Here is a 25,423-nt window from a genome sequence, read left to right as displayed (position 1 = left end):
AACTTATGATTTTATATTTTATAAAAGTTGATTAAAAAACGATAAAAAGATTAAAATATGATTCACCAACCCGCTAAAGGAAAACTTCTTCTCGCCGAACCATTCATGCAGGACCCCAACTTCAAACGTTCTGTTGTTTTGCTCTGCGAACACAATGCAGAAGGAACCGTTGGGTTTATTATAAATAAAAAAACAGAATTATCTTTGAACGATGTTGTAGTTGATTTCCCTGACTTCGATGCCCCCGTTTACTTCGGCGGACCCGTGCAGCCGAATACGTTACAGTTCATTCACAGAGGTAAACCGATTGAAAACAGTATAGAAATCGCCGCTGGTATTTACTGGGGCGGAAGCTTTGAAGAACTGAAAACTTTAATGAGTGTAAGCGCAATTAAAGCAGAGGATTTTATTTTTCTTGTCGGCTACTGCGGATGGGATGAAGGGCAGCTGGGATTTGAGCAGAAGGAAAACTCATGGGTAGTTGCCGATGCGAATGAAGAAATTGTCTTTACTGAAAATCCTGATTCAATGTGGGCTGATGTGATGAAGAAGCTCGGGAAAAAATATGCAGTGATGGCAAGCTTCCCCGAAGATCCAAGTTTAAATTAATTTTACATTTTACTTTAATGATAACTAAAAATAGTTTTAATATACAAAATGAGTACGGTGATAATCTTGTAACAGATATAAGATATGACGAGAGTAAAAAGGATTTACCACTCGTAATTTTTGTTCACGGCTTTAAAGGATTTAAAGACTGGGGCGGATTTCCATACATGACTGATAAACTTGCCGAAGCAGGATTTTTTGTAGTAAGCTTTAATTTTTCCTATAATGGTGTCGGTGAAAAAGAAGATGAACTTGTACACTTTACACGTCTGGAATTATTTGCAAAGAATACATTTTCACGGGAGCTTGATGACCTTGGAGCGGTTATAGATTATTTTGATGATAACAGAGATAAATACAATTATGATTTCGGAACTCTAACACTTATAGGGCATTCCCGCGGAGGCGGCTGTGTTATTCTTAAAACTTCGCAGGATAAACGCGTTAAAAAATTAATTACACTTGCAGCCGTTTCACATTATGACAGATACACAGAAAGAAAGAAAAAAGAGTGGAAGGAAAAAGGATATATAGAGGAACCAAACTCGCGCACGGGACAAATAATGAGAATGGATATATCTCTGCTTGAAGACCTGGAAAATAATAAAGAAAGACTAGATATTCAGGAAGCAATGAAGAGAGTAGATGTGCCGGTTTTAATTCTTCACGGAGAGCAGGATTTATCCGTAGATTACTCCAATGCCGAAACTCTTCACTCTGTCAGCAATAAAGAAAAGACTCAATATAAATTAATTGAGAAGACAGGGCATACATTTGGAGTTGTGCATCCGTTCGATGGAACTACAAAAGCTTTTGATAATGTAATAGAGGAGTCGATTAAGTTTATTAAAAACTAAAAACTTCTTTCACCACTTCGTAAGTCTGCGCATAACATTCAACAGTCAACTCAATCGGCTTTGCATATCCGCCGCCGAGCGCGATTGAAACGGGAATCTTTCTTTTTTTACATTCATTTAATACCATGTAGTCTCTTTCACGCAATCCTTCTTTTGTTAATGCAAGTCTGCCGAGCGCATCTTCTTTAAGAGGGTCAACTCCCGCAAGAAACAAAACTATATCAGGTTCAAAATCAAAAACTATTTCAAGCTTGTTTTCAAGAACGGATAAGTATTGTTCGTCATTTGTGTTATCAGGTAATCTTACATCAAGCGTGGAAGGAATTTTTTCATAGGGATAATTCTTCTCGCCGTGCATATCAAGTATAAAAACATTTTTATTGTCTTTTAGAATTGATGACGTCCCATTTCCCTGGTGAACATCTAAATCAACGATTGCAATTTTGTTCGCAAGATTGTTTTTTTGAAGGTAAGTGCTGACGATTGCAAAGTCATTGAAGACGCAGTAGCCCTCACCATGCTCTCTGAATGCATGATGAGTTCCACCGGATAAATTGCCTGCAACGCCATTTTCTAAAGCGGACTTTGCCGATGACAGTGAGCCTCCGACTGATGAAAGTGAGCGGAGGAATAAATCATAACTCCATGGAAGTCCGAGCTTTCTTATTGCCTTCTCATCGATAGAACCTGTTCTGAATGATTCATAATAATCTTCCGAATGGCATAATAAAATATCTTCCTGCGTTGCAATATTAGGTTCGAGTAATTCGGATTCTTTGAGGATATTATTTTTTAGGAGATATTCACGTGTGAGGCGGTATTTCGTCATCGGGAATCTATGTCCCTCCGGCAATGGCACTCTGTATTTATCGGTATAAAAAACTTTTAGCTTGCTCAATTTCTTTTATTAATATCCTTTCTCTATATCAACAGTGTTTAAAAATTTTTGTTCACCTTTTGCAAAACGAGATATGTTTTCAATCACTTCATCCCATCTTTTTAAGTCATCGTGAGGTGACGCTGCGCGGTGGGGAGAGAGGATTACATTTTCAAGTTCATGGAACGGAAATTTTTCCGAGTCATACGGATATTTTTTATCATCAATAGCTTCGGGACTGTAATTATACCATACATCCATTGCTGCTCCGACAATAACATTATTTTTTAACGCATTATAAAGAGCCTCTTCATTTATAATTGCTCCTCTTGCAATGTTTACAAGTACAGCATTCTTATTTTTTCCGAATAATTCTAATTCTTTAGTATCTATAAGATTATTTGTTTTATCTGTATCAGGTAATGCTATTATCAGAATATCAACTGCAGTAAGAAATTCATGCAGATGTTCCGGTAAATATTTTTTCAGATTACCTGTCTCATTGTTTTCATTCCATGAACGTTTCAAAACATGGAACTCAACATCAAATCCCGAAAGAAACTTATGTATTTTTTTATTAATTGCTCCGTAGCCGAGTAAACCAATCCTCCTGTCTCTTAAAGGGATTGTTTTAGCCTCATCATCTCCCAGTCTCCATCTTCCTACTTTCATCCAGTTATGATGCGGGACAATTTTATTCATTAAAGAGAGAAGCAGCGCAACTCCATGCTGCGCAGTGAAATAAGAATTACCGTGTCCGTTTACAAGTGTGATTTTTCTTTCTGAATTTAATTCCTTGAAAAGCTTCATCAGGTGTTTAACTCCTGCACCGGGATTTATAAACAGCTTTAAATTTTTCGCTTCTCTGATATATTCTTCATTCGGTCTCCAGCCGATTATAATGTCAGATTTAACATAATATTCTTTTTCGATTTCAGGTTGTATTTCCTTATCAACAATGAAAAACTCTATAATTGGAAAATCCTTCAAACCATCTTTCAAATAATTCCAAAGAGTATCTTCCGGCTTCCATAGAAAAAGAATATTTATTCTTTCACTCATGTATCCCTGCCAGTTTTTCAATTGATTTTACAAAATCTGTTTTCGCGTCAGTGTAATCATTTTTATCCTCCCATTCTTTTCTAGCCAAATCAACTTTCAGTTTATAATATTCATCTCTTGCGTTGTCATTATTTCTTAAATAATCTCTGAACGCTATGTGCCTTCGCCACCAGTCACTATCCAGTTCTACTGAATGAATATGAAACAGATGCGGATGCTCTTTGCGGTCAAATATATCATCATAAGTATATAAAATTTTTGGCAATGTGTCGTTATTTGGATTTGCAGCTTTCACAAAATATCTTCTCCCGGGAAGTACATCTTCATACTTCTTATAATAAACATATCCTGCTGCAATCATTTTATCAACTATAGCATCCAGGTCCTCATACTTTCTCATACCGATTTGTATATCCACTATCGGCTTTGCGCCGAGTCCCTCAATGGCCGTGCTTCCGATATGCTCTATCTCAGGATTAAATTCCTTCAGCAGCTCAGAAAGAATTTTTTTCTCTTCTTCAAACTTTATTTTCCACTCAGGATTATATGGTACTATTTCTATTTTCATCAATATTTTTTATAAATAGAATATCTAATATATCTTATATATTTTAATTTTTATATAAAGAAATGTTATAGAATTATTTGGATTCTCCTCTTAAAATTTCCGAGTTCAGATTTTATCTTCTCGCCCGCTTAAGCATGATGCTTGCAACACAAATGCAGGCAGTTATAGTCGGATGGCAGATTTACGAAATCACAAAAGACCCGTTTTCACTGGGACTTATCGGACTCGCAGAGGCAATTCCATCGCTCTCAGTTTCTTTATATGCAGGTCACGTTGCCGATAGAAACGACAGAAAAAAAATCGTTCTCTTCGCATCACTCGTTATGCTTATATGCTCCGTTGCTTTGTTAATTATTTCCGCAAATATTTCACCTGCATTAGTTAATAATAAACTTTATTTAATTTACGGAGTAATATTTTTAAGCGGACTTGGCAGAGGATTTATAAGCCCCGCAAACTTTGCATTCCTTGCGCAGATTATCCCAAGACAGCTTTACCCTAAAGCAGTTTCATGGAGCTCAACAAACTGGCAGATCGGCGCAGTTGCAGGTCCGGCACTTGGCGGACTTATTTACGGTTTCTTCGGAGTCGTCGCTTCATATTCAACAGATGTAATTCTTACAACCGTATCTATAATTTTTGTTCTTCTTATAAAAAAGAAACCGTTACCAGTTTACGATATTGCCGAATCACTTAAAGAAAGTATTTTTGCCGGAGTAAGATTTGTATTTCAAAATAAATTTATACTCAGCGCTATTACATTAGACTTATTTGCAGTTTTATTCGGCGGAGCAGTTGCATTGCTGCCCGTATTCGCTGCAGAAATTTTAAAAATCGGACCACAGGGACTTGGTGCATTAAGAGCTGCTCCTGCATTCGGCGCAGTTGTAATGGGACTCATAATGGCACGAAGACCTTTAACTCACAATGCAGGAAGAAATTTACTCGTTACAGTTTTTGGATTTGGGTTGTGCATGCTTACGTTCGGGCTCTCAACAAATTTTTATTTATCAATATTCGCGCTTGCTATGAGCGGAGCGTTTGACCAGGTCAGTGTTGTAATCCGCGCATTAATAATGCAGCTTGAAACTCCTGAAAATATGAAAGGAAGAGTTTCGTCAGTCGATAGCATTTTCATCGGTTCATCTAATGAAATCGGTGCGTTTGAATCAGGCTTTGCAGCAAAGTTACTGGGCACAGTTCCTTCAGTTATTTTTGGAGGATGCATGACATTAATTGTAGTCGTTTTAGTCGCTTTGAAATTCCCGAATCTGCGAAAACTAAAGCTGTAAAATCTGAAACCCTGCATACATTTTTATCGTCTATAACATTATCAATGAATAATTACAAATTAACCCTCATGAAAATATTTAAGAAATTTAACCTTCTTCTGTTAATCTTTTTATTAACTGCATCTTTTGCTTTTTCGCAGGGAAAAACCAATGAAGAAAAATTAAAAGATTTAGATACTTTAATAAATCAGTTTCTCAAAGACTGGAAAGTTCCGGGCGTTGGCATCTCAATTGTAAAAAACGGAAAAGTTGTTTTAGCAAAGGGCTACGGCTACCGAGATGTTGAGGGCAAACTTCCCGTTACTGAAAATACATTGTTCTCAATCGGTTCATGCACAAAAGCATTCACTGCTATTGATAACTGTATATTGGTCGGAAAGGGCGAGCTTAATCTAGATAAGCCCGTCATCAACTACATGCCGACATTCAAAATGTACGATGAGTATGTTACACAGCATATGACTGCGAGAGATTTAATGACACACCGTTCAGGATTACCGAGACACGACTTAATGTGGTACGGTTCGGATTTATCCCGCATGGAATTGTTTAACCGACTCAGATTTCTTGAACCCTCAGCAGGATTCAGAGAAAAATTTCAGTATCAGAACCTTATGTACATGACTGCAGGAATTTTAGTGGAAGCAATTTCAAAAGATACATGGGAAAATTTTACAAAGCAGAACATTCTTATTCCTCTTGAAATGAATAACACTAATTTTTCTACTTTCGATTCAAGAGCCACTACCGATTTTGCGAAACCATACAGAGAAGAAAAAGATAAAGTAAAACTTATTGACTTCAGAGATATACAATCAGTCGGTCCTGCCGGATGCATAAACTCAAATGCAAAAGATATGGCTAACTGGGTAATTATGCATCTTAACTACGGAAAATTTAACGGCAAAAAAATTGTTGATGAAGAAATGGTTATCACTGCGCACTCACCGCAAATTGTTACTCCGGGTACTCCAAGCAAAGAACTTTTTTACGGAAGCTACGGACTTGGCTGGGGAATAAATCAATACAGGGACCATTTAAGATTAGAGCACGGCGGAAACATTGACGGTTTCTCCGCGAACGTTTGCTTAATGCCAACTGACTCGCTCGGTATTGTAATACTTACAAACATGGATAACACTGTACTGCCCAGCGTTGTAAGAAACTCTATTATAGATAGAATGCTTGAGCTTGACCCGATTGACTGGAACGGCAGATTGCTCGGAATGCAAAAAAATGATGAGGGTACACAAAAACCCGAAGAGCAAAAAGATCCGAATCAGGTTGAGAACACAACGCCTTCACATCCCTTAGTTGATTACGTTGGAAGTTTTGAAAATGAAGCATACGGCACAATGAAAATTGAATTGAAGAATGATAATTTGTTGATAGATTATCATACTTTTAAAATTCCATTAGCGCATTATCATTACGATTATTTTAAATCAACAAGTGAAGATATGCCGCCAATGCTTGTGAACTTTACAATCGATGAGAAAGGCAAAGTCTCCAAAGTTTATGCTCAGCTTGAGCAGGGTGTAAAAGATATTGAGTTCAAAAAAGTCCCTGAGTTTAAAGATAACTCGTACGCTTATGAAAAATATACAGGCGACTATGATTTGCAGGGCGCAGTTGCAAAAGTAAGTGTTAAGAATAATGTTTTAAAATTGTTTATTCCGGGACAGCCTGAGTATGATTTAGTCCCTTCCGGTGATAATAACTTTGATATAAAAGATCTGAAAGGATACTCAGTTACATTTAATATGAGTGACGGCAAGGCTGCTGAGATACAATTCAATCAGCCGAACGGAGTATTTAAGGCCAAGAAGAAATAATATACAATAAAATATAAAAATGATTTCAGACGGCTGTGGAGGAAACTTTACAGCCGTTTTTTATTCAGGACAATTCTCATACCAAAATAAATTTTTCCTCCCTACTAATAGGTAACATTTCGTTTGAACTTAAGATTTATTCTATTATTTTAGTACTGCTGTTTTTATTAACCGTTTTTGTTAAAGTGATAAATTCAGTTTTCAACTTTACATAATAATTCATCAAAAACTCATCAATTTAAGAAAAATAAAATCAGCGGTATTGTTAAAACAATATTGATTTTTGAAAACCCGACCAAAATCCGACTAATTTCAAAAATAAAAATTTGCGGTGATGAAAAAACAATATCGGGTATTCAAAAATCCGACTTTTTTCCGACAAAATTTAAAAATAAAATTTACCGGTATTGAAAAAACAATATCGGGATTTTGACATTCGATTTTTTTTCAAACTGCGAAATCGTGAAAGTGGAATATTACTTTTTGTAACAATGCAGCAATTCGTAACTCGTAATTTGAAATTTGTAATTGAATAAGAATTCGACTAAAACCCGACTAATTAAAAAATTTATTTGATAACCGAAAATTGATTGAATAGTTCTTATGAATTAATTTCTATAATTTTCATTTAAACAATTAAAAAAAATTGGGAAATAAAATTACACTTGTCGGCGCTGGACTTGCCGGCTCACTGCTTGCAGTCTATCTTGCAAAAAAAGGATTTGAAGTTAACGTATACGAAAGACGTTCGGATATGCGCAAGGGTCCCGTTGAACGCGGCCGCTCGATAAATCTTGCTTTATCAACAAGAGGAATTCATGCGCTTAAAGAAATCGGATTGTATGACGAGATAAAAAAAATAGCAATCCCTATGTACGGAAGGATGATGCATCCGGTTGAAGGCGAGCTTATGTTTCAGCGATACGGAAAAGATGACAGCGAATATATAAACTCTGTTTCACGTTCGACCTTGAACATGAAGCTGATGGATTTAGCCGAACAGTATTCAAATATAAAAATCCATTTTAATCAGAGATGTACGGGAATGAATTTTGAATCAGGTGAATGTCATTTCACTAATGATTTAACCAATGAAAACTATTTCGTCACATCTGATACTATAATTGGAACAGACGGCTCTGCCTCTGCATTGAGAATAGATATGCTTAAGCTGCCGCGATTTGATTTTTCACAGGAGTATCTTCTGCACGGCTATAAGGAGTTAAACATTCCTCCCGGAGCAAACGGTTCTTTTCAGATGGAGAAGAATGCGCTGCACATCTGGCCAAGAGGAACGTTTATGTTAATTGCTCTGCCGAATCTTGACGGAAGTTTTACATGCACTTTGTTTCATCCATTTGACGGAGAAGAAGGACTGAACAATTTAAACACAAAAGAGAAAGTTTTAACATTCTTTAAAAAGTATTTCCCTGATTCAATTTCATTGGTTGAAAATCTTGAAGAGAGTTTCTTTGCAAATCCCACAGGGAATTTAATGACGGTCCGTTGCGGTCCCTGGTATTACAAAGATAAAGTCGCTTTGCTGGGAGACGCCTGCCATGCAATCGTTCCGTTCTTCGGGCAGGGAATGAACGCTGCATTCGAAGACTGCACTGTGCTGAATGAATGTATTGAGAAATACGGAGATGACTGGAATAAAGTATATCCTGAATATTATAACTTAAGAAAAGTAAACACCGATGCCATAGCTGATTTAGCGCTTGAAAATTTTATCGAGATGAGAGATAAGGTTGCAGATAAAAGATTTTTGCTGAATAAAAAAATTGAAGCAGAGTTGTTTAAAAGATTTCCGGAAACTTTTGTTCCTAAATATTCAATGGTTACGTTCTACAGATTTCCGTATTCAACAGCACTGAACAGAGGAAATACTCAGCAGGAAATATTAGATAAACTGAGCGAAGGAAAAACTACGATTGAAGAAATTGATTTTTCTATGGGAGAAAAATTAGTACAGGAAAAACTTTCTAAGATAATTTAAAAAGTTTAAATCTGAATTCCGAAGTTTGCAAGAAAAATTCTTGGTGCATCGGGAATGAGGATAATGGTGGATATCACCCCGCCAATTGCTCCGCCTAAGTGAGCTTCATGTCCTATGTTTCCGAACTTGCTTTTCATACCCCAGATGGATGCTCCGATGTAAATGAAAGCAAAAATAAATGCAGGCATGGGGACGAAGAAGACTCCGATAGTATTCATAGGGAAAAGAATTACGTAAGCAAATACCACTCCCGATACAGCGCCTGATGCGCCGACTGCAACATACATAGGATTTTTATAATTGAAGACAACTGTAAGCAGTGAACCCAGGAATAAGCTGACGAAATAAATAATAAAGAAGTATAGACTGCCGTAAATTTCACCGAAGCTGTTTCTGAAAACCGTTTCCAGAAAAACTCCAAACGAAAAGAGCGCCAGCATATTAAAAAATAAATGCATGAAGTTAGCGTGCAGGAACGCAGAAGTAAGAACCTGGTAATATCTTTTTTCGTGAATTATCTGGTAAGGCCATTCTGAAAATCTTTCGAAGTAAATAGGGTTGCTGTAAAATGCCCACAGAGATATAGCAATATTTGCAAAGAGTAATGTAAACGTTACGGGAGAATTCATTTTAATTTAATAGTTTTTTGACAATACCGGGACCTTCGTAAATCATTCCCGTATAGATCTGCACCAATGATGCACCGTTACTTATTTTTTTATCATAATGATCTTTAGTAAACACGCCGCCGACTCCGACTAGAATAAGTTTGTTATCAGTATTTAATTTATGAAATTTTTGTAAAACTTCATCTGCCATTTTTTTAAGCGGCTTGCCGCTTAGTCCGCCTGCTTCGTTGATTTTTTCTTTGAGATTGTTTCTTGTAATCGTAGTGTTCGTTAATATGATACCTGTGATACCGGCTTCACTGACTGTGTTATAAATAATTCTTATCTGTTCATCATTTATATCGGGAGCAATTTTTACAAAGATGTTTTTTTCATCTTTAAATTCGGAAAGTGACTTGTTCAGATTTTTAATTTTAGTAAGCAGATCTTTCAGACTCTCTTCTTCCTGCAGTTCTCGTAGTCCTTTTGTATTGGGAGAAGAGATGTTAATCGTAAAGTAATCAGCAACGCCATACATTTTTTTGAAACACGTAATATAATCATTCACGGCTTCTTCGTTTGGAGTGTTTTTATTCTTCCCTATATTTACTCCTACGATAAAATCTTTTGAAAGATATTTCTTCGAAGCAAGTATGTTCTTTCTTATTTCATCGGCTCCTTTGTTGTTAAAGCCCATGCGATTTATAATACCAAAATCTTTTTTGAGCCTGAAGAGTCTTAGCTTCTCGCTTCCGCTCTGCGGAAGCGGAGTAACTGTACCGATTTCTGCATGAGAAAGTCCGAGCGCATTCCAGAATCGTAATGCTACTGCGTTCTTATCAAATCCCGCAGCAAGTCCCAATCGGTTTATGAAAACAAGTCCGTTTATATTTACCGGTTCAGTTTTATTGCTTCCGGAAAATATTTTAAAGAGCGGATGTAAAAATGTAAACTTCGATACAAAGCTTAAAGTAAAGTTATGAACTTTTTCAGAGTCAAATAAAAATAATATTGGTCGTATTATTATTTTATACATTTGAAAATGCTAAAAAAAAAGTCCCTGAAGGATAATCCAAGGACTTTTTTAAATTTGTTCATAATTTGTGTCGGAACGGCAGGATTCGAACCTGCGGCCTCCAGTTCCCAAAACTGGCGCGATACCGGGCTACGCTACGCTCCGTAATCTGTAATATACCCATTTTGGATAACTTATTCAACGTCTTTTATAGCGGATTTTTCAATAAAATGAAGTTTTTTAATTGCTTTCAGGAATTTCCAGTATTTTCCCGATCACAGAATAGCTGAATCCTCTTGAAAACAGGTACTGGGAGCACTTCCTTTTCAGCTCGTTCTTATCTTCAATTTTCTGTTTTTTCTTGAGATATTTTTCTAGAAGCTTTTTTCCGGCTTCAATCTGTTTATCTTCGGGATAGTTTTCTTCAATAACTTTGGCAATCATTTCTTTATCGATGCCTTTATCAATCATTTTAAAAGTAACCATGCTCTTTCCCATTCCTTTTGAATTAGTCTTCTGCTCAAGGTACATCTTAGCATACGATTCATCATTCAGGAACTGATACTTTTTCAAATGCTCTATTATCTTTTCAACGGACTCCTTGGAAATTTTTTTATAGGTGAGCTTATTCTTTACTTCTTTTATGCTTCGGGGTTTGTATGATAGAAATTTATACGCTATACTTTTCCCGTAATTGTATTCATCGTAAGCTCTTAGCTCAGCAAGTTTTTCAGCGGTGATTTCATCACCTTTTCTAAGCTGGTATTTCAGAAGTGTGTCATCATAAACTCCTAATACAAACTCACCGTCGATATAAATATTATACCGCGCTGTGTTTTTTAACTGCTGCTCAATTTTTGTGATTTCCATGCTTACTAAACTACAAAAAAAAGACCGTTAATTCAGCGAACTAACGGTCTCTTTAAAAAATTTAATATTGAAATTTATGTTAAATTACTTCTTTGAATTTACTTCTTGGCTTTCTCTTTTACTTCTTCTTTGTTTTCATCTTTAGCTTTCTTGGCAGAGCCGTTTGATTCCGGCACTCCGTTAGAAGCGTTATCAGTTATTCCTGCAGCTAATTTTACCTCAGCATATAATTTCTTCAATGTTTCTCTGTCTTCCATCAATGCTTTCTTCACGCCTTCTTTACCCTGCATTCTCATTTCGCCGTATGTAAACCATGCGCCGCCTTTTTTGATAATTTCTTTGTTCACTGCGAAGTCAACTAAGTCACCCATCTTGGAAATTCCTTCGTTGTACATGATATCGAATTCAACTTCTTTGAACGGCGGAGCAACTTTATTCTTTACAATTTTCACTTTCGTTCTGTTACCGACTACATCAGTACCGTCTTTGATAGCAGCAATTCTTCTGATATCCATTCTGATAGATGCGTAGAACTTAAGCGCTTTACCTCCGGTAGTTGTTTCGGGACTTCCGAACATAACTCCGATTTTATCTCTGAGCTGATTTGTAAAAATCAGAACTACATTTGATTTTGAAACAGCCGCTGTTAATTTTCTCAATGCCTGTGACATCAGTCTTGCCTGCATACCCATAACTGCATCACCCATCTCGCCTTCAATTTCAGCTCTTGGTGTAAGTGCTGCAACTGAGTCAACTACAATCACATCCAATGCATTACTTCTTACAAGTGTTTCACAGATTTCCAATGCCTGCTCGCCGTATTCCGGCTGAGATATTAAAAGGTTTCCGACATCAACTCCAAGTTTCTGCGCATAACCTGTATCGAGAGCATGTTCTGTATCGATGAATGCAGCAAGTCCGCCGTTTCTCATTGCCTCAGCAATGATGTGAAGACAAACTGTGGTTTTACCTGAAGATTCAGGTCCGTAAATCTCAATAATTCTTCCTCTTGGTACTCCGCCGATTCCTAATGCAGAGTCGAGCGAAATTGAACCGGTAGAAATAGCTTCAAGCTTTGCAATCGGTTTATCGCCGAGTTTCATCACAGCGCCTTTACCGTGATCTTTTTCGATTTGCTCCATTGCGATTTCAAGAGAGCGCAATTTCATGCTATTATCTTCAGCCATATGTTTGTTATTTTATTTGTTTTTTAATTATACAAAGTTAGGAAGAATTCTTATATAGATATTCCCATAAGATGAGAATTTTTAGTAGACCTGATCATGTGTACCGACATCATAAAATATCACTTTCGATTCATCTATAAATTTAAATATTATTCTACAATTATAATCAACTTTAAAAGACCAATATTCACTCATTGAGCCGGAAAGCTTATGAGTATTTAGAGATTTTTCAAATGGATTTTTTTCAAATTTCAAAATTGCTATAGCGAGTTTTCTTTTTAGGTAAGGTGTATTTTGGGTTCTTTTTTTATAAGCTTTCTTAAAATGATTATCCCAAAATATTTCTATCATGATTCCAAATCATTTAATAAGTCTTGCGCTGAGCCATGCTTTAACTTACCTTCAGAATATTTCTTGTCAATAACTTTAGCTTTTTTAAGAAATTTTTTCCTAAAATCTTCATTAACCTGATTTTGCAATAATTCTAATGCATATTCCTTTTCTTCAGAATTAAGAGATTTAAAATCTTCTACAACTTTATTTAATGCTGTTCCATCCATATATAAATATAAATTAAATATTAAATAAAAAAAAGACCTAAGGCTATAATAATTTAAGGTATATAATTAAGGGCATATAAAGATGTGTACAAATAAAAAATCCCGCTCCTTTCGTCAGCGGGATTTTTGTAGTTCCGAAATATTTATTCTGTTATTATGAGCAGCCGCTTGTCTCGCCGCAGGTCACGCATTTTAAACATGTTCCGTTGCGGACCATTGTAACGCTTCCGCATGACTGGCAGATATCGCCTGTATAACCTTTAAGTTTTGCTTCCTTAATCTTTTCAATGTTCGCTTTTCCTGCAACTGCCTTACCGTTAGATGCAACTGCATCTATTACAGCTGCCTGAACAGGAGCCGGCTTTATCGAAATTGATGAAGTTGGAACTGCATCAAGCGGTTTATGCTTCTCTTCTATAATTCTTTCAGAGTAAATTTCCTCTTCATCAAAATCTTCTTCGCTTTCTAATTTGGATAGCGCATCGATTGGTGAAGTTTTATAATCATCATCGTGTTGTATGTGAGATAAATCATTTCTGCCGAGATATGTTACTGCAAGCTCACGGAAGATGTAATCAATTATAGATGTAGACATTTTGATGTTCGGATTTCCCATTACAATTCCGTTTGGTTCGAATCTTGTATATACAAATGCATCTACAAATTCATCAAGCGGAACTCCGTGCTGAAGTCCGAGTGAAATAGCTATAGCAAAGCAGTTCATTAAGCTTCTGAAGGCCGCGCCTTCTTTATGCATATCGATAAAGATCTCGCCAAGCTGTCCGTTTTCGTATTCCCCTGTTCTTAAATAGACAGAGTGATTTCCGATCTTCGCTTTCTGTGTATAACCTTTTCTTCTGAACGGTAACTTTCTTCTCTTTGCAATGTATCTGTGAATAATTCTCTCTGCAACTTTAACAATGTCATTGTTCTTTGTGAACGTTGCTACATTTTCTGTAACGTCGTCAGTTGTTGATGCAGAATCATCATCTGTTACTGAATTCAGCGGCTGAGATAATTTAGAACCGTCTCTGTATAATGCATTTGCTTTTAAGCATGACTTCCATGAAAGCATGTATGCATTCTTCATATCTTCAATCGTTGCTTCGTTAGGAAGATTGATTGTCTTTGAAATTGCTCCGGAGATAAACGGCTGTGCTGCTGCCATAATTTTTATGTGAGCATCAGTCTTTATATATCTCTTTCCTTTTTTGCCGCATTTGTTAGCGCAGTCAAAAATAGGATAGTGCTCTTCTTTTAAGTGAGGAGCGCCTTCAACTGTCATCGTACCGCAGATGTAATCGTTTGCTTCTTCTACCTGTTCTTTTGTAAATCCTAATTCTTTTAAAATGTTGAAGTTCGGATCTTCAAGCTGCTCTTCAGAGAAGCCAAGAACGTTCTTACAGAATGCAACGCTTAAGCTCCATTTATTGAATGCAAAATTTATATCGAATACCGTTGGCAACGATTTTTCCAACATTGCAATAATTTCCTTTGTGAATCCTTTATCTGTTAATGACTGCGCATTTAAATGAGGACAGCCGATTAACGAGCCGTGTCCTTTTGTATATTTTATTATCTCATCAATTTCATGTGAAGTATAACCTAATTTCTTTAATGCCGGAGGAACGGATTCATTTATAATTTTAAAATATCCGCCGCCTGCTAGTTTTTTGAATTTCACCAGTGCAAAATCGGGTTCAACTCCTGTTGTATCGCAATCCATTAAAAGACCGATTGTACCTGTAGGAGCGATAACTGTTACCTGAGCATTTCTGTAGCCGTGTTTTTCGCCAAGCTCCAATGCTTTATCAGCATCTTCTCTTGCTGCATTTAACAGATCTTCAGGGCAATATTTTTTATTTATTCCGTGAGGAGTGATTGAAAGTCCTTCATATTCTTCTGATGAAACGTTGTATGCTGCTCTTCTGTGATTTCTTATTACGCGGAGCATATTTTCTGCGTTATCATTGTATCTTGCAAAAGCTCCAAGCTCCTTTGCCATTTCAGCAGAAGTAGAGTAAGCAGTCATATGAAGAATTGCTGTAAGCGCTCCAGTGATTGCAAGTGATTCGGGTGAATCGTAAGGAATTCCCTGCACCATTAATAATGCGCCAAGGTTTGCATATCCTAAACCAAGTGTTCTGTAATCGTATGATAAAGTTGCAATTTCTTTGCTCGGGAACTGAGCCATCAATACACTGATTTCCAATACAACCGTCCAGATTCTAGCAGCATGTCTGTATTTATTTATATCGAATTTCTGTTTATCGTAATCGTAGAACTTCATTAAGTTCAATGAAGCAAGGTTACAAGCAGTATCATCAAGGAACATATATTCAGAGCATGGATTAGATGCTTTTATCTCGCCGCCTGCAGGTGATGTATGCCATTCGTTAATAGTTGTATGGAATTGTATTCCCGGGTCAGCGCTTGCCCATGCTGAGTAAGCTATTTGTCCCCATAAATCTCTTGCCTTCATTGTCTTGCAAGGCTTAGGGTCTCTGTTTTCTTTCTTTGCTTTTCTTTGCTCAGTTCTCCAGTATAAATTCCAGTCCTTGTCATCAAGAACCGATTCCATAAACTCGTTCGTTGCTCTTACACTGTTGTTTGAATTTTGTCCTGAGACTGTTGAGTATGCTTCTGAGTTCCAGTCTAAATCGTAAACAGGAATTTCTAATTCTTTGTAACCGAGCTTTGCTAACTGAATTACTCTCTCAATATAATTTTCCGGTATGAAAGCTTTTCTTGCTTCGTTAATTGCCTGAGCAAGAGCTTTATTTGTTTTTCTGTCGTAGCCGTCGTTTTCAGGATGTACTGTATTGCAGGACTTAATAATTTTATTAAGATGAATGTTCAGTAATTTTGAACCTGCTGCAAGTGAAGCAACTTTTTCTTCTTCAACAACTTTCCAGTTTACATATTCTTCGATATCGGGATGGTCTAAATCAAGTGTAACCATCTTAGCAGCTCTGCGTGTTGTTCCGCCGGATTTAATTGCGCCTGCGCTTCTGTCACCGATTTTTAAAAATGACATTAAGCCCGATGAGCGTCCGCCGCCGGATAATTTTTCGCCTGAACCTCTTAAGTTAGAGAAGTTCGAGCCTGTGCCTGAACCGTATTTGAATAATCTTGCTTCACGAACCCAAAGGTCCATAATGCCGCCTTCATTCACTAAATCATCGCTGACGGATTGAATAAAGCATGCATGAGGCTGCGGGTGAGTATAAGCATCGGTAGATGTTGTAAGCTTCCCTGTTTCAGCATCTACATAGTAGTGACCTTGTGAAGGTCCGGCAATGCCGTATGCCCAGTTAAGGCCGGTGTTGAACCATTGCGGTGAGTTCGGAGCTGCCATCTGCATTGCAAGCATATAGCATAGGTCCTGATAAAAATTTACTGCATCGTCTTCGTTATTGAAATATTTATGTTTCCATCCCCAGTAAGTCCAGCATCCTGCAAGTCTGTGAAAAACTTCGCGTGAGTCTGTCTCTGAGGTATATTTTTCTTCGTCAACAATTAAGTTTAATTTTTCTTCGTCGGGTTCAGAGCGCCAAAGCCACCCGGGAACACCTTTCTCTTCAACCTTCTTTAAATGTTTGGGAACACCTGCCTTGCGGAAATATTTCTGCGCAAGAATATCGGTCGCAACCTGCGACCATTGTTTCGGTACCATAATATCATTCATCTCAAATACGATCGAACCATCCGGGTTTCGGATAACAGAAGTTCTCTTTTCGAATTCTATCATTTCAAAGGCCGTTCTGCCTTTATCGACAAGAAGTCTTTTTATTTTCATGCAGGGAAGATTAAAAAAATTAAAAAAAAGTAATTAAGAAAAATTTAGTATTAACTATTTATAACCGGAGCAATAATTAATAATAAATTTTTCTTTGGGGGAGTAAAATAACGCATCGAAATTAGGGTTATGAATTCAAAATTAATAGAACTCTTTTTGAAATGCAAACAGTTTTAAAAAATATCACTATTGACTTTTATTTATGATTTACATTATACTAAAATAGTTTGCAAAGCCCTGTTTTTACAATCGTTATTATTTTACAGGTTAATTTGCAAATAATTTTGCAGTGAAAACTTTATCCCTTATAAACTATTTAACCAACTGATGAATTGAAAAGTAAACTGTTGAAATTTTATCAGGAAGTGAACGGCAAGTTATAACATTAATTTTTTTTATTCAAGAATAAAATTTTTAATTTGTGTTAATGTTGTTTTCAAATTTTTATTTTTCATAGGTAAAAACGGTTAAGTCAGTATTATTTGACTTATAAATAATATTTAGTACCGCTAAATTTTTGATAATCGATTCATAATAAAATTTAAAAGGAGGCAAAACTCTTCACATAAAAACACATTAAAAAATTAAAGGAGGTTAAAATGAAAACGTGTACTTTGTTTTTTCTCTTTATCCTGATGATGTTTGCACTGATGAATACAACTTCTATTTTCTCACAAGAGCTCACTCCCAACAACACTGCTCTACAAATTTACCAGGGCAATAATACAACCAGCTACAACGATATTACGGGCTTACGGGCAGTCAAAGAAAAAAGTCAGACTGAAATAAATCTGATTGAGCAAATCAAAAATCTGAAAGCAGCGGATAACTCTGCCAACAGAAATCAACTATCTGAACTTGAACGCAGACTCGCACTTGAAAGAGGCGATAAGTTCTCTGAAGATAGCTACATTGGAGGTACAATATCTCCGGCACCTGAAAACACACATCCGCAAATAGACTTAATCGGAAATACAAGAATACTCAATAACCCCGCAGTAACTCTTAAAGCTATGGCAATTGCCGTTGAAGAAAGAGGAACTACAGCAGGTAAGATATGGGTATGCTACGTATATTCCGCAAATGCCAGCAGTCCTGATTCTTTACGCTGGACTTACTCTACTGACGGCGGATTATCGTGGACAGGATATGCATATGCCTCACTGGGCGGAACAGACAAGATCTCCTATGAAGATCTTGATATGGAAATCATTGAAAATACCACCGGACAAAAATATATCTGGACTGTTTACGGATACAGATCTTCAACAACAAGCACATATTTAACAGGCGGTATAGTATTGCAGGCACCTACATTCGCAGGAGCATTTTTTGTTCTCTCATGGCCGGATGTTGAAGCCACACGAAGATACTATAATATAAGAATCACTTCCGACAACGCAAATTATCCTAGCAACGCTTATTTATATCTGGTCTGTTCTTATGATTCAGTAAGTGCTACCAGCATAAGAGTTAACACACAAAGATTCGCAAGAATAACAAATCCTTACGCTGCAACAGCGCCGGCAGTTTCCTACATGTCAGGAAATTACTGGTGGCAATGCGCAGTAGCCCCTGCAAATTATTACAGAACACTTTACTCTGATATTGCCTATATAAGAAACGGCACCAGCGATTCCCTTGTAGTATCGTTCAGCGGAGTTCCTGATAGCAACAGAATATTTTTTGCAAAATCCGATATAAACGGTACACCACCAACTCAGGGACACTATCAATACGGCTCTAACACCACTGATCCGAAATCACATGCAAGATTATCTTCCAATGGAAATACTAACGGAAGTGTAATTTGTGTATTCAGGCAGCTCACTTCTTCAAACTGGAATGTTAAGTATTTCAGAACATTGAACTTCGGAAACTTTGCAGTGCTTGCAGGTGAAAGTACACTCTGGGGAAGCGGCACAGACCCGAATTACCCGCCCGATATAATGGGAAGAAGAAATTCAAACATGCACTACTTCACTTTCGAAACAAGCAGCGCCATTGATAACATTCATTATGTCACAGTAAATTCACAAGGAGTAACAACTCACTTATCAAAGATGAATGCAATTGATGCAACCTCGGAAACCGTTGGTCCTCGTGCAGGTTACAGGTTTGCAGATAATGACAGCTGCTTTGCACTGTATCCTGAAAACGGTCCTATCAACATCTGGGTTGCCGCAGGATGTTCAGGTACATTAGTAAATACAACCCCTAACAATACAGTAATTAAAAGTTATGAACTGGCACAAAATTTTCCAAATCCTTTCAATCCGTCAACAAACATAAAATACAATGTTGCTGAAGAAGGATTTGTAAATATTGTTTTGTATGATGTACTTGGAAAGGAAGTTTTGAATATTGTAAACGAGTATAAAACTGCCGGAAGCTATCTGATAGGTTTTAATGCTACAGGCTTGCCGGGAGGAACATATTTTTACAGGATGAACGTGAACGGATTTACCGATGTAAAAAAAATGATACTCATGAAGTAATAAATCATTTGTTGTTGGTTAACTCTCCTAAAAATCCGGGCGGTGCGGCAACTGTCCGGATTTATTTTTTATATTCATTTTATTTCATTTCTTAAGTAACTTTCCAAAATAATTTTTGGAATATAGAATTTTTGAATATGGAACAAATGTCAATCGGGCTTGACTATCTTACCAATGCAATAAAGAACTTTCACGATATAAAAAAAGCCGGCGATAAAGCAATGGCGCAGATAAAAGATGAAGATTTTTTCTTTGAGCCTAACGAGCAATCAAACAGCATTGCCACAATTATAAAACACCTTTCCGGTAATATGCTTTCACGCTGGACTGACTTCCTTACAACGGACGGTGAAAAAGAATGGCGTCACAGAGATTCTGAATTCGAAAGAATTTTTTATACAGATACAGACGACATAAAGGAAAGATGGGAAAAAGGATGGGAATGTCTTTTCAACGCGCTCAACTCTCTCACTGAAAACGATTTATCAAAAGTCGTTATGATAAGAAAAGAGCCGCACACTGTAATTCAGGCAATCAACAGACAGATATATCATTACGGATATCACATAGGTCAGATAGTTTACCTGGCAAGATTTCTTGCAAAGGATAACTGGAACTCACTCACAATTCCCAGAGGCAAAAGCAATGAGTTTAATGAAAAGATGATGGGGAAATAGTTGGTCGTTATTTGTTATTCGTTGTCAGTTGTCCGTAAAATTCTTTTTGCAAATTACTTTCCCCTCTTTAATAAGGAGGGGATGGTTAACTACTTAAAAACTCCTTTCACACTCACAATCAATATCTCCACTACAATTATCACTGAAAATATTTTCACGTTATTTTTTGCAAGCCATTCGGGAAGGTAAATATCAAAATTACTTTTTCTGTCAGTTGTATATTTCTCCGCTATAGGTGTTATAGGGCATCTCCAGTTATTAAAAAGAATAATAAATATTTCAGAGACTATCAGCAGGCATGGAATCCAGAACCACATATCAAACATTCCTATATAAGCAAAGTAAAACGCAAGAAAGTTTGCGCAGGTCATTACAAGCCATATAAATGTGTGAACTGATTTAATAAAAACTAACATCGCCTGTTTTTATTTACTGCTAAAATTGTGTCAGCCGTTTATTATTTATACGTGAGAACAAACACAAAGATTTAATCCACAAGGATTTTTATAAACAATAACTCTTTACTTATTCCAAAAGTATTTGTATATTTTAATTAAGTAACTTATAATATTATCATGAAGAAATCAAAGTTCTCTCTCGCATTTCTTCTCCTCATTTTTATCCTTATTTTTTCTCTTCCCTTAATTTCCTCAGCGCAATCAATTTTGCAATCGCCAGAAGATATTGCATATGGTAACTCATTAATAAGAATTTTTTCTGAAGGCAAAGTCGGATATATTGATACAACGGGAAAAGTTGCTATCAAGCCTGTATTTGCAAACGCATATGATTTTTATGATGGTCCCGCAGCAGCAAGAATTTCCGGCAAGTACGGCTTTATAAATACAAAGGGCGTATACGTTGTTCAGCCTAAATATGACTATGCAGAAAGCTTTAGAAACGGTACTGCGCTTATTTATAAAGACAGCACCGCAGGTTTTTTATTCGCAGACGGAAAAGAAATTTTTTTTCCTAATTACTCATCAGTAAAATTCATTACTGATTCAGCAGCAATTGTTAAAACATATTACAAGCACAGCGGAATTATAAATTCAAAAGGAGAATTTATAATCGATACTGTTTTTTCCGAGATAGGCGAATTTGAAAACGGAGTTGCATCTGTTTACAAAATTATCCCTTCAGGTAATATTAAAAACGGACCTGAGTACGAAGTATCTGTTATCAATTCTGAATTTAATTTTATTGTTACCCCTGAGAAATATAAATATGCTTCCGTAAGCAATGGCAGAGTAAGGGTAACTCTATACGGCGATTCTGCAGGTACCGAAAAAAAAGGTTACGTAAGCAAGACCGGAGAACTTAAAATTTTTGATTTTGATTTTAAGAATTACAGCAACGATTATACATTTACTTTGCTGAATGATACTGCCGCAGTTATAATAAACAGAAATTATAAAGATGATTCATCAGCAATTATTTTAAACGGAAATAAAAAAATTTACATAGATAAACAAATCTTTTATATACAACCTTTAACAGAAAATACTTTTCTTGTGAATTATACAGGTTGGAAAAAAAGTGTTTTAATGAATGATATGGGGGAAAGGATTATAGATACAAATGCCTACGATCTTATAAAAACTGAAAACAACGATAAAAATTATATTATACTTCAAAAAAATTCTTTATACGCATTATATGATACTAAAGGTAATGAGCTTATTCCTTATCAGGAAAAAGAAATTTACTCGCTGGAGGAATACGGAAACTGGAATTTAAAAAGAAGAATATTATTCTTTAAAGAATCGGGAAATTTTTACTACAAAACTCCGGTTGTTTCAATTTTTATAGGGAATGACCTTCAAAAGAAAGATACTGTTACAAACGTGTTCCGTTTTATAATCAACAAAAACGGGACATTATCAGCATTCGATTCATCTTATTATTATTGTTTTAATAAATCCCGCAGGCTTATTTACAAATCAAAATTATTTCCGGAAGAATCTGTAATAAATATTGATTACATAAAAGAGATGAACTATGAACCAAGCCGTGTTAAAGGAAAAAGAACAATAGATTTTAATAAAAGTAAAATTAAGCAAAAGGGGATAACATTGTTTGTAAATGATAAAGATGCTGTTCTGCTTTCTAATCGATTTAAAGCATTTGAAATGTACATAATAAATACCTATGATACCGTTGTTAAGGTTGGTATAACGGAATTTATAAATATCCGTCTTCAGGCACTGAATGAAAAAGAAGAGTGGAAATATATTGAAGGACAGTTTAATTTTTTTATTGATTTTGATTACGTTCCGATAATGCTCTCAAAAAATAACGCTCAGCAATACATATTCCCTATATTTGAAGGTGATTTTGAAACTAAAATAAGAGCAGAATTGGAAATTGCCGACCCCTACAATTATAAAAAAACTTTAAAGCTCCACAGCAATGAAATTGAATGCAAAATAAACCGCACTCAATTCTGGAGAAGACTTGATAATTTTAATTATGACTTTGCAAATCCCTATACGCATCTAATTAATCCATAAGTTTAAAGTTTTCTGTCAAGCGCTTTTTTTCTTTTCTTCCCTATTAGTGCTAATAGGTTCACCCGTATGTTTTTAAAAAACTGTTATTATTATTTTGTAATTTTTTGAAATCTTAAAATTACATCACTATATGAAACTCACAAGAAAAGAAGTCATATCCAGAGTTCCTTTTTCGTTCGGAATAATTCAGCGGGTTGCAGATGACCTGCGTGTAACGCGCGCAGCCGTCTCGCAATTCATTCATAAGCCGGAGAACTGTGACATATTGGAAATGCTTGAGCAGGAAAAATCGCGCATTTATGATTACGCCCAGCTCAATATATTTGATGCAATAATCTGCAACGATAAGGAAACTACTAAGTGGTATCTCGCGACTTTTCCGCAAAACGGCACAGCACCGCAGAAAAAATATACACAGAGTAAAAAGAAAGATGATGAATATATTTTAAGCACATCGGAGTGGGGATACTCAAGCATCAGAAAAATGTTTCATAAAGGACTGGACAGGGAAGATGCATATCTTGAAGGCGCAAATACAAACGCTTTGCCGGAGAGTGAAGTGAAGCAGCTAAAGGCAAATCCGCCTCAGCCGCTCCCTTACAGAACATACGAAAAAGAAAAATTGACCGATAAGGAAGAAATGAATTTCAGGAAGAGGGGAAGTGAAAAATCTTACAAACGCATTTCTGATAAATCAACAGGTTAAGCCAAAACTTACGAGGGGGCGTAATTTTCGATATAAGTTTTTACAATAATTTAGTTCTTTGAAAATACGGACGTGCTTAGTAGTAAAACCTGAGTTTTAAGATGAAATGGTTAAGAAAAATAAAAAGATAATCATTGATTAAATTTCTATTCCCATTAACGCATCTTTCATTTTGTTATTAGGAAGGCGGTAGAATGGAATACCCAGTATCTCAAGCTTTTCAAAATTCATATCGTAGCGGAAAGTTTTTATTGTATCGGATTTCTCTGCTTCAATTGTTATCAATAAAAATTCAGCAAGTTTTTTTGCATCTTCTTTACCGTAGTTGAAGCCTACAAGTCTGGTATTAAATTTCTGAGGTGATGCAACGGGATTTGAGCTTGTAAATGCAAGCGCAAGATTTTTCATTTTTTCAAGCTCGCATGTAAAAGCGGGAATATAAAATTTTATTGTGCCGGAAGTTTGCTCTTTAGAGCCGCCGAAGAGATTAGAGAAAAATCCTCCGGATGATTCCCGCTCCAGAATATTTATGTTAGCTGTCACCAGCCAGAATGGTTTGTAAACAAGCTCGCCGTCTCCGCGCATTGCTGCGGCAGCAAAATTTATTTCAATCGGATGAAGCTCACCGTCAATAATTTCCCATCCGCTTCCACAGCTCTGACAATAAGTTATATTATCGTTAAGCGAGACAACAAGTCCGCTATCACATGATTTACATTTTATGGCAACTAATTTAAAATCTGACATTGTTAAAATTTTGGAGTTTAAAATTTATCTTCGCATCTGTCTGAACACAGCATCCATTACGCTTCCAATTGCAACTGAAGTTACGACATCTTTAGCTATATCAAATCCCTGGCTGGACTGTGTCTTCACCGGAGTCACTGCCTTCTCTTCGATTATTCCTGTTCCTTCTTCTATCTCGCCGCCGTATCTGAATTTTTTGTATCCCCATTTAATTAAAAATATTCCTGCAACAAGAGCTACTATGTACGCAACGAGTGCGCCTTTCCCTGAGCTTTCTCCTATGGCAAATGCACCAAATAAAGTTGCCAGGTACATGCCTGCGCCGACTCCAAGAATTCCCATAACGGCTCGGAATAAATTATTACCCGGGGCTTTACCGTAGCAGATTGTTCCATCCTGACCGTCAACAATAACCTGGTATGTTCTGTTCTGAAAAACATAACGCACTACCCATAAAGGATAATAAACAACATTCAAATCATCTCTTACTAAATCATAATGCTCGAATGAAACTCTGTCAACATTTGCAGAAGCTCTTGCCATCGAGGCAAAATTATCTTTTGCATAGTCATAAATTTCTTTTTCTGAGGAAACGATATTGAACATCATTCCGTCCTGCTGAAGGCTTTCAACATCAACGGGAAGCAGTTCATCCCCTGTGAGATTTACCTGCTTAACTCCAAGCTCTGCAACATCGCATGCAGGAAATGTTCTATCAAACGACTGCTGAATTTTTTTCTCTACGTCAACGTAATATGTTTCAGTTCTGTTGTTAACCGTTCTTGTCCTTCTTTCCTGACCGAACACCCAGCCGACTACATCGGCTCTGACTCTCCAGTAAGGAATATAAGTTAAGAACGCCTCATCAATCTTTGAGCTTGCCTTCAGGCCTTTAGCTTTTGAAATACCTTTATCCAGCCAGTTGAAAGTCCTGCCTATAGCATCTTCTTTTTTTATGGTCTTCGGTACATAATATTTTGCGGCGCCGCTCTCTCCTTTTACGGCAAGAAGTGTTCCGCAGTATTTACAGTTGAATGTTTTTATGCCCTCTTTTAAATCAAGCTCGCCATTACATGCAGGACATGTTATGCCCTTTATAACTTTCTCTTTTTTTACAGGAGCTGTTACCGTTGTATCCATTAAA

Annotated in this window: 22 protein-coding genes and 1 tRNA gene; 9 read left to right on the top strand and 14 right to left on the bottom strand. The window is 36.4% G+C overall.

The window, feature by feature from the left end; translation table 11 throughout:
• Window positions 1-57 precede the first annotated feature (57 nt).
• Window positions 58-609, top strand: coding sequence for a YqgE/AlgH family protein (locus JST55_08620; protein ID MBS1493560.1), 552 nt, complete (start codon window positions 58-60; stop codon window positions 607-609).
• 17 nt (window positions 610-626) lie between these two features.
• Window positions 627-1,466 carry an alpha/beta fold hydrolase gene (locus JST55_08615; protein MBS1493559.1) on the top strand — a complete coding sequence of 280 codons (840 nt, stop codon included), beginning with the start codon at window positions 627-629 and terminating at the stop codon, window positions 1,464-1,466.
• Here the strand turns inward: JST55_08615 and JST55_08610 are convergent.
• The 3 genes from JST55_08610 to JST55_08600 are packed head-to-tail and all read right to left on the bottom strand — an operon-like array spanning window position 1,456 to window position 3,973.
• Window positions 1,456-2,364: a histone deacetylase gene (locus JST55_08610; protein MBS1493558.1), complete on the bottom strand. Its 909-nt coding sequence runs from the start codon at window positions 2,362-2,364 to the stop codon at window positions 1,456-1,458. The two genes, JST55_08615 and JST55_08610, sit on opposite strands and share 11 nt — an antisense overlap.
• Before the next feature lie 9 nt (window positions 2,365-2,373).
• On the bottom strand, window positions 2,374-3,426 hold the full coding sequence (locus tag JST55_08605; protein MBS1493557.1) for a hypothetical protein: 1,053 nt from the start codon (window positions 3,424-3,426) through the stop codon (window positions 2,374-2,376).
• Window positions 3,398-3,973: a GrpB family protein gene (locus JST55_08600; protein MBS1493556.1), complete on the bottom strand. Its 576-nt coding sequence runs from the start codon at window positions 3,971-3,973 to the stop codon at window positions 3,398-3,400. Before JST55_08600 ends, JST55_08605 begins: the two co-directional genes overlap by 29 nt.
• 95 nt (window positions 3,974-4,068) lie before the next feature.
• Here JST55_08600 and JST55_08595 point away from each other — a divergent pair, with 95 nt between their 5' ends.
• The 3 genes from JST55_08595 (at window position 4,069) to JST55_08585 (ending at window position 9,099) form a co-directional block, all read left to right on the top strand.
• Window positions 4,069-5,265 carry an MFS transporter gene (locus tag JST55_08595; protein ID MBS1493555.1) on the top strand — a complete coding sequence of 399 codons (1,197 nt, stop codon included), beginning with the start codon at window positions 4,069-4,071 and terminating at the stop codon, window positions 5,263-5,265.
• Window positions 5,266-5,333: 68 nt separating this feature from the next.
• Window positions 5,334-7,100, top strand: a complete 1,767-nt coding sequence (locus JST55_08590; protein ID MBS1493554.1) for a serine hydrolase — start codon at window positions 5,334-5,336, stop codon at window positions 7,098-7,100.
• A 646-nt stretch (window positions 7,101-7,746) separates the two neighbouring features.
• A complete protein-coding gene (locus JST55_08585) occupies window positions 7,747-9,099 on the top strand; it encodes an FAD-dependent monooxygenase (GenBank protein ID MBS1493553.1) in 1,353 nt (450 codons plus the stop codon).
• 5 nt (window positions 9,100-9,104) lie between these two features.
• Here JST55_08585 and JST55_08580 read toward each other — a convergent pair whose 3' ends face one another.
• From JST55_08580 to JST55_08545, 8 genes are all read right to left on the bottom strand, one after another.
• A complete protein-coding gene (locus JST55_08580; protein MBS1493552.1) occupies window positions 9,105-9,728 on the bottom strand; it encodes a rhomboid family intramembrane serine protease in 624 nt (207 codons plus the stop codon).
• Window position 9,729: 1 nt separating this feature from the next.
• Window positions 9,730-10,743: a quinone-dependent dihydroorotate dehydrogenase gene (locus JST55_08575; protein ID MBS1493551.1), complete on the bottom strand. Its 1,014-nt coding sequence runs from the start codon at window positions 10,741-10,743 to the stop codon at window positions 9,730-9,732.
• A 70-nt stretch (window positions 10,744-10,813) separates the two neighbouring features.
• Window positions 10,814-10,887 (bottom strand) — tRNA-Pro (locus JST55_08570).
• 75 nt (window positions 10,888-10,962) lie between these two features.
• On the bottom strand, window positions 10,963-11,592 hold the full coding sequence (locus tag JST55_08565; GenBank protein ID MBS1493550.1) for a RecX family transcriptional regulator: 630 nt from the start codon (window positions 11,590-11,592) through the stop codon (window positions 10,963-10,965).
• A 98-nt stretch (window positions 11,593-11,690) separates the two neighbouring features.
• On the bottom strand, window positions 11,691-12,779 hold the full coding sequence (gene recA, locus JST55_08560) for a recombinase RecA (GenBank protein MBS1493549.1): 1,089 nt from the start codon (window positions 12,777-12,779) through the stop codon (window positions 11,691-11,693).
• A gap of 81 nt (window positions 12,780-12,860) precedes the next feature.
• A complete protein-coding gene (locus tag JST55_08555; GenBank protein ID MBS1493548.1) occupies window positions 12,861-13,130 on the bottom strand; it encodes a type II toxin-antitoxin system mRNA interferase toxin, RelE/StbE family in 270 nt (89 codons plus the stop codon).
• The gene (locus tag JST55_08550; GenBank protein MBS1493547.1) at window positions 13,127-13,339 is read right to left on the bottom strand and encodes a hypothetical protein; all 213 of its coding nucleotides are present in this window, start codon (window positions 13,337-13,339) and stop codon (window positions 13,127-13,129) included. Before JST55_08550 ends, JST55_08555 begins: the two co-directional genes overlap by 4 nt.
• Before the next feature lie 154 nt (window positions 13,340-13,493).
• Complete coding sequence (locus JST55_08545) at window positions 13,494-17,138, bottom strand: vitamin B12-dependent ribonucleotide reductase (protein MBS1493546.1); 3,645 nt, start codon at window positions 17,136-17,138, stop codon at window positions 13,494-13,496.
• A gap of 599 nt (window positions 17,139-17,737) precedes the next feature.
• Here JST55_08545 and JST55_08540 point away from each other — a divergent pair.
• Together JST55_08540 and JST55_08535 are read left to right on the top strand one after the other, a co-directional pair.
• Window positions 17,738-19,636, top strand: a complete 1,899-nt coding sequence (locus tag JST55_08540; protein ID MBS1493545.1) for a T9SS type A sorting domain-containing protein — start codon at window positions 17,738-17,740, stop codon at window positions 19,634-19,636.
• Window positions 19,637-19,782: 146 nt separating this feature from the next.
• The gene (locus JST55_08535) at window positions 19,783-20,313 is read left to right on the top strand and encodes a DUF1572 family protein (GenBank protein ID MBS1493544.1); all 531 of its coding nucleotides are present in this window, start codon (window positions 19,783-19,785) and stop codon (window positions 20,311-20,313) included.
• Window positions 20,314-20,402: 89 nt separating this feature from the next.
• Here JST55_08535 and JST55_08530 read toward each other — a convergent pair whose 3' ends face one another.
• Window positions 20,403-20,729 (bottom strand): hypothetical protein, encoded by a 327-nt coding sequence (locus JST55_08530; GenBank protein ID MBS1493543.1) that lies wholly within the window; start codon window positions 20,727-20,729, stop codon window positions 20,403-20,405.
• 249 nt (window positions 20,730-20,978) lie between these two features.
• Here JST55_08530 and JST55_08525 point away from each other — a divergent pair, with 249 nt between their 5' ends.
• Complete coding sequence (locus JST55_08525) at window positions 20,979-22,826, top strand: WG repeat-containing protein (GenBank protein ID MBS1493542.1); 1,848 nt, start codon at window positions 20,979-20,981, stop codon at window positions 22,824-22,826.
• Window positions 22,827-22,956: 130 nt separating this feature from the next.
• Entirely contained in the window at window positions 22,957-23,532 is a 576-nt protein-coding gene (locus JST55_08520) for a hypothetical protein (protein ID MBS1493541.1), read from the top strand.
• A gap of 138 nt (window positions 23,533-23,670) precedes the next feature.
• Here the strand turns inward: JST55_08520 and JST55_08515 are convergent, their stop codons facing one another.
• Window positions 23,671-24,279, bottom strand: coding sequence for a hypothetical protein (locus tag JST55_08515; GenBank protein ID MBS1493540.1), 609 nt, complete (start codon window positions 24,277-24,279; stop codon window positions 23,671-23,673).
• A gap of 24 nt (window positions 24,280-24,303) precedes the next feature.
• The gene (locus tag JST55_08510; protein ID MBS1493539.1) at window positions 24,304-25,419 is read right to left on the bottom strand and encodes a hypothetical protein; all 1,116 of its coding nucleotides are present in this window, start codon (window positions 25,417-25,419) and stop codon (window positions 24,304-24,306) included.
• Between the last annotated feature and the right edge of the window lie 4 nt (window positions 25,420-25,423).

It is taken from the genome of Bacteroidota bacterium (assembly GCA_018266835.1).
Lineage (GTDB): Bacteria > Bacteroidota > Ignavibacteria > Tepidaquicellales > Tepidaquicellaceae > JAFDZO01.
Note: the sequence above shows the minus strand (reverse complement) of the source record. Positions and strands in the feature narration are given on the sequence as shown.

Coding starts and splice junctions, on each gene's coding strand:
- JST55_08545 (MBS1493546.1), bottom strand. CDS start 17,138: ATGAAAATAAAAAGACTTCTTGTCGATAAAGGCAGAACGGCCTTTGAA.
- JST55_08575 (MBS1493551.1), bottom strand. CDS start 10,743: ATGTATAAAATAATAATACGACCAATATTATTTTTATTTGACTCTGAA.
- JST55_08555 (MBS1493548.1), bottom strand. CDS start 13,130: ATGATAGAAATATTTTGGGATAATCATTTTAAGAAAGCTTATAAAAAA.
- JST55_08600 (MBS1493556.1), bottom strand. CDS start 3,973: ATGAAAATAGAAATAGTACCATATAATCCTGAGTGGAAAATAAAGTTT.
- JST55_08510 (MBS1493539.1), bottom strand. CDS start 25,419: ATGGATACAACGGTAACAGCTCCTGTAAAAAAAGAGAAAGTTATAAAG.
- JST55_08550 (MBS1493547.1), bottom strand. CDS start 13,339: ATGGATGGAACAGCATTAAATAAAGTTGTAGAAGATTTTAAATCTCTT.
- recA (MBS1493549.1), bottom strand. CDS start 12,779: ATGGCTGAAGATAATAGCATGAAATTGCGCTCTCTTGAAATCGCAATG.
- JST55_08615 (MBS1493559.1), top strand. CDS start 627: ATGATAACTAAAAATAGTTTTAATATACAAAATGAGTACGGTGATAAT.
- JST55_08620 (MBS1493560.1), top strand. CDS start 58: ATGATTCACCAACCCGCTAAAGGAAAACTTCTTCTCGCCGAACCATTC.
- JST55_08590 (MBS1493554.1), top strand. CDS start 5,334: ATGAAAATATTTAAGAAATTTAACCTTCTTCTGTTAATCTTTTTATTA.
- JST55_08535 (MBS1493544.1), top strand. CDS start 19,783: ATGTCAATCGGGCTTGACTATCTTACCAATGCAATAAAGAACTTTCAC.
- JST55_08540 (MBS1493545.1), top strand. CDS start 17,738: ATGAAAACGTGTACTTTGTTTTTTCTCTTTATCCTGATGATGTTTGCA.
- JST55_08580 (MBS1493552.1), bottom strand. CDS start 9,728: ATGAATTCTCCCGTAACGTTTACATTACTCTTTGCAAATATTGCTATA.
- JST55_08565 (MBS1493550.1), bottom strand. CDS start 11,592: ATGGAAATCACAAAAATTGAGCAGCAGTTAAAAAACACAGCGCGGTAT.
- JST55_08530 (MBS1493543.1), bottom strand. CDS start 20,729: ATGTTAGTTTTTATTAAATCAGTTCACACATTTATATGGCTTGTAATG.
- JST55_08515 (MBS1493540.1), bottom strand. CDS start 24,279: ATGTCAGATTTTAAATTAGTTGCCATAAAATGTAAATCATGTGATAGC.
- JST55_08520 (MBS1493541.1), top strand. CDS start 22,957: ATGAAACTCACAAGAAAAGAAGTCATATCCAGAGTTCCTTTTTCGTTC.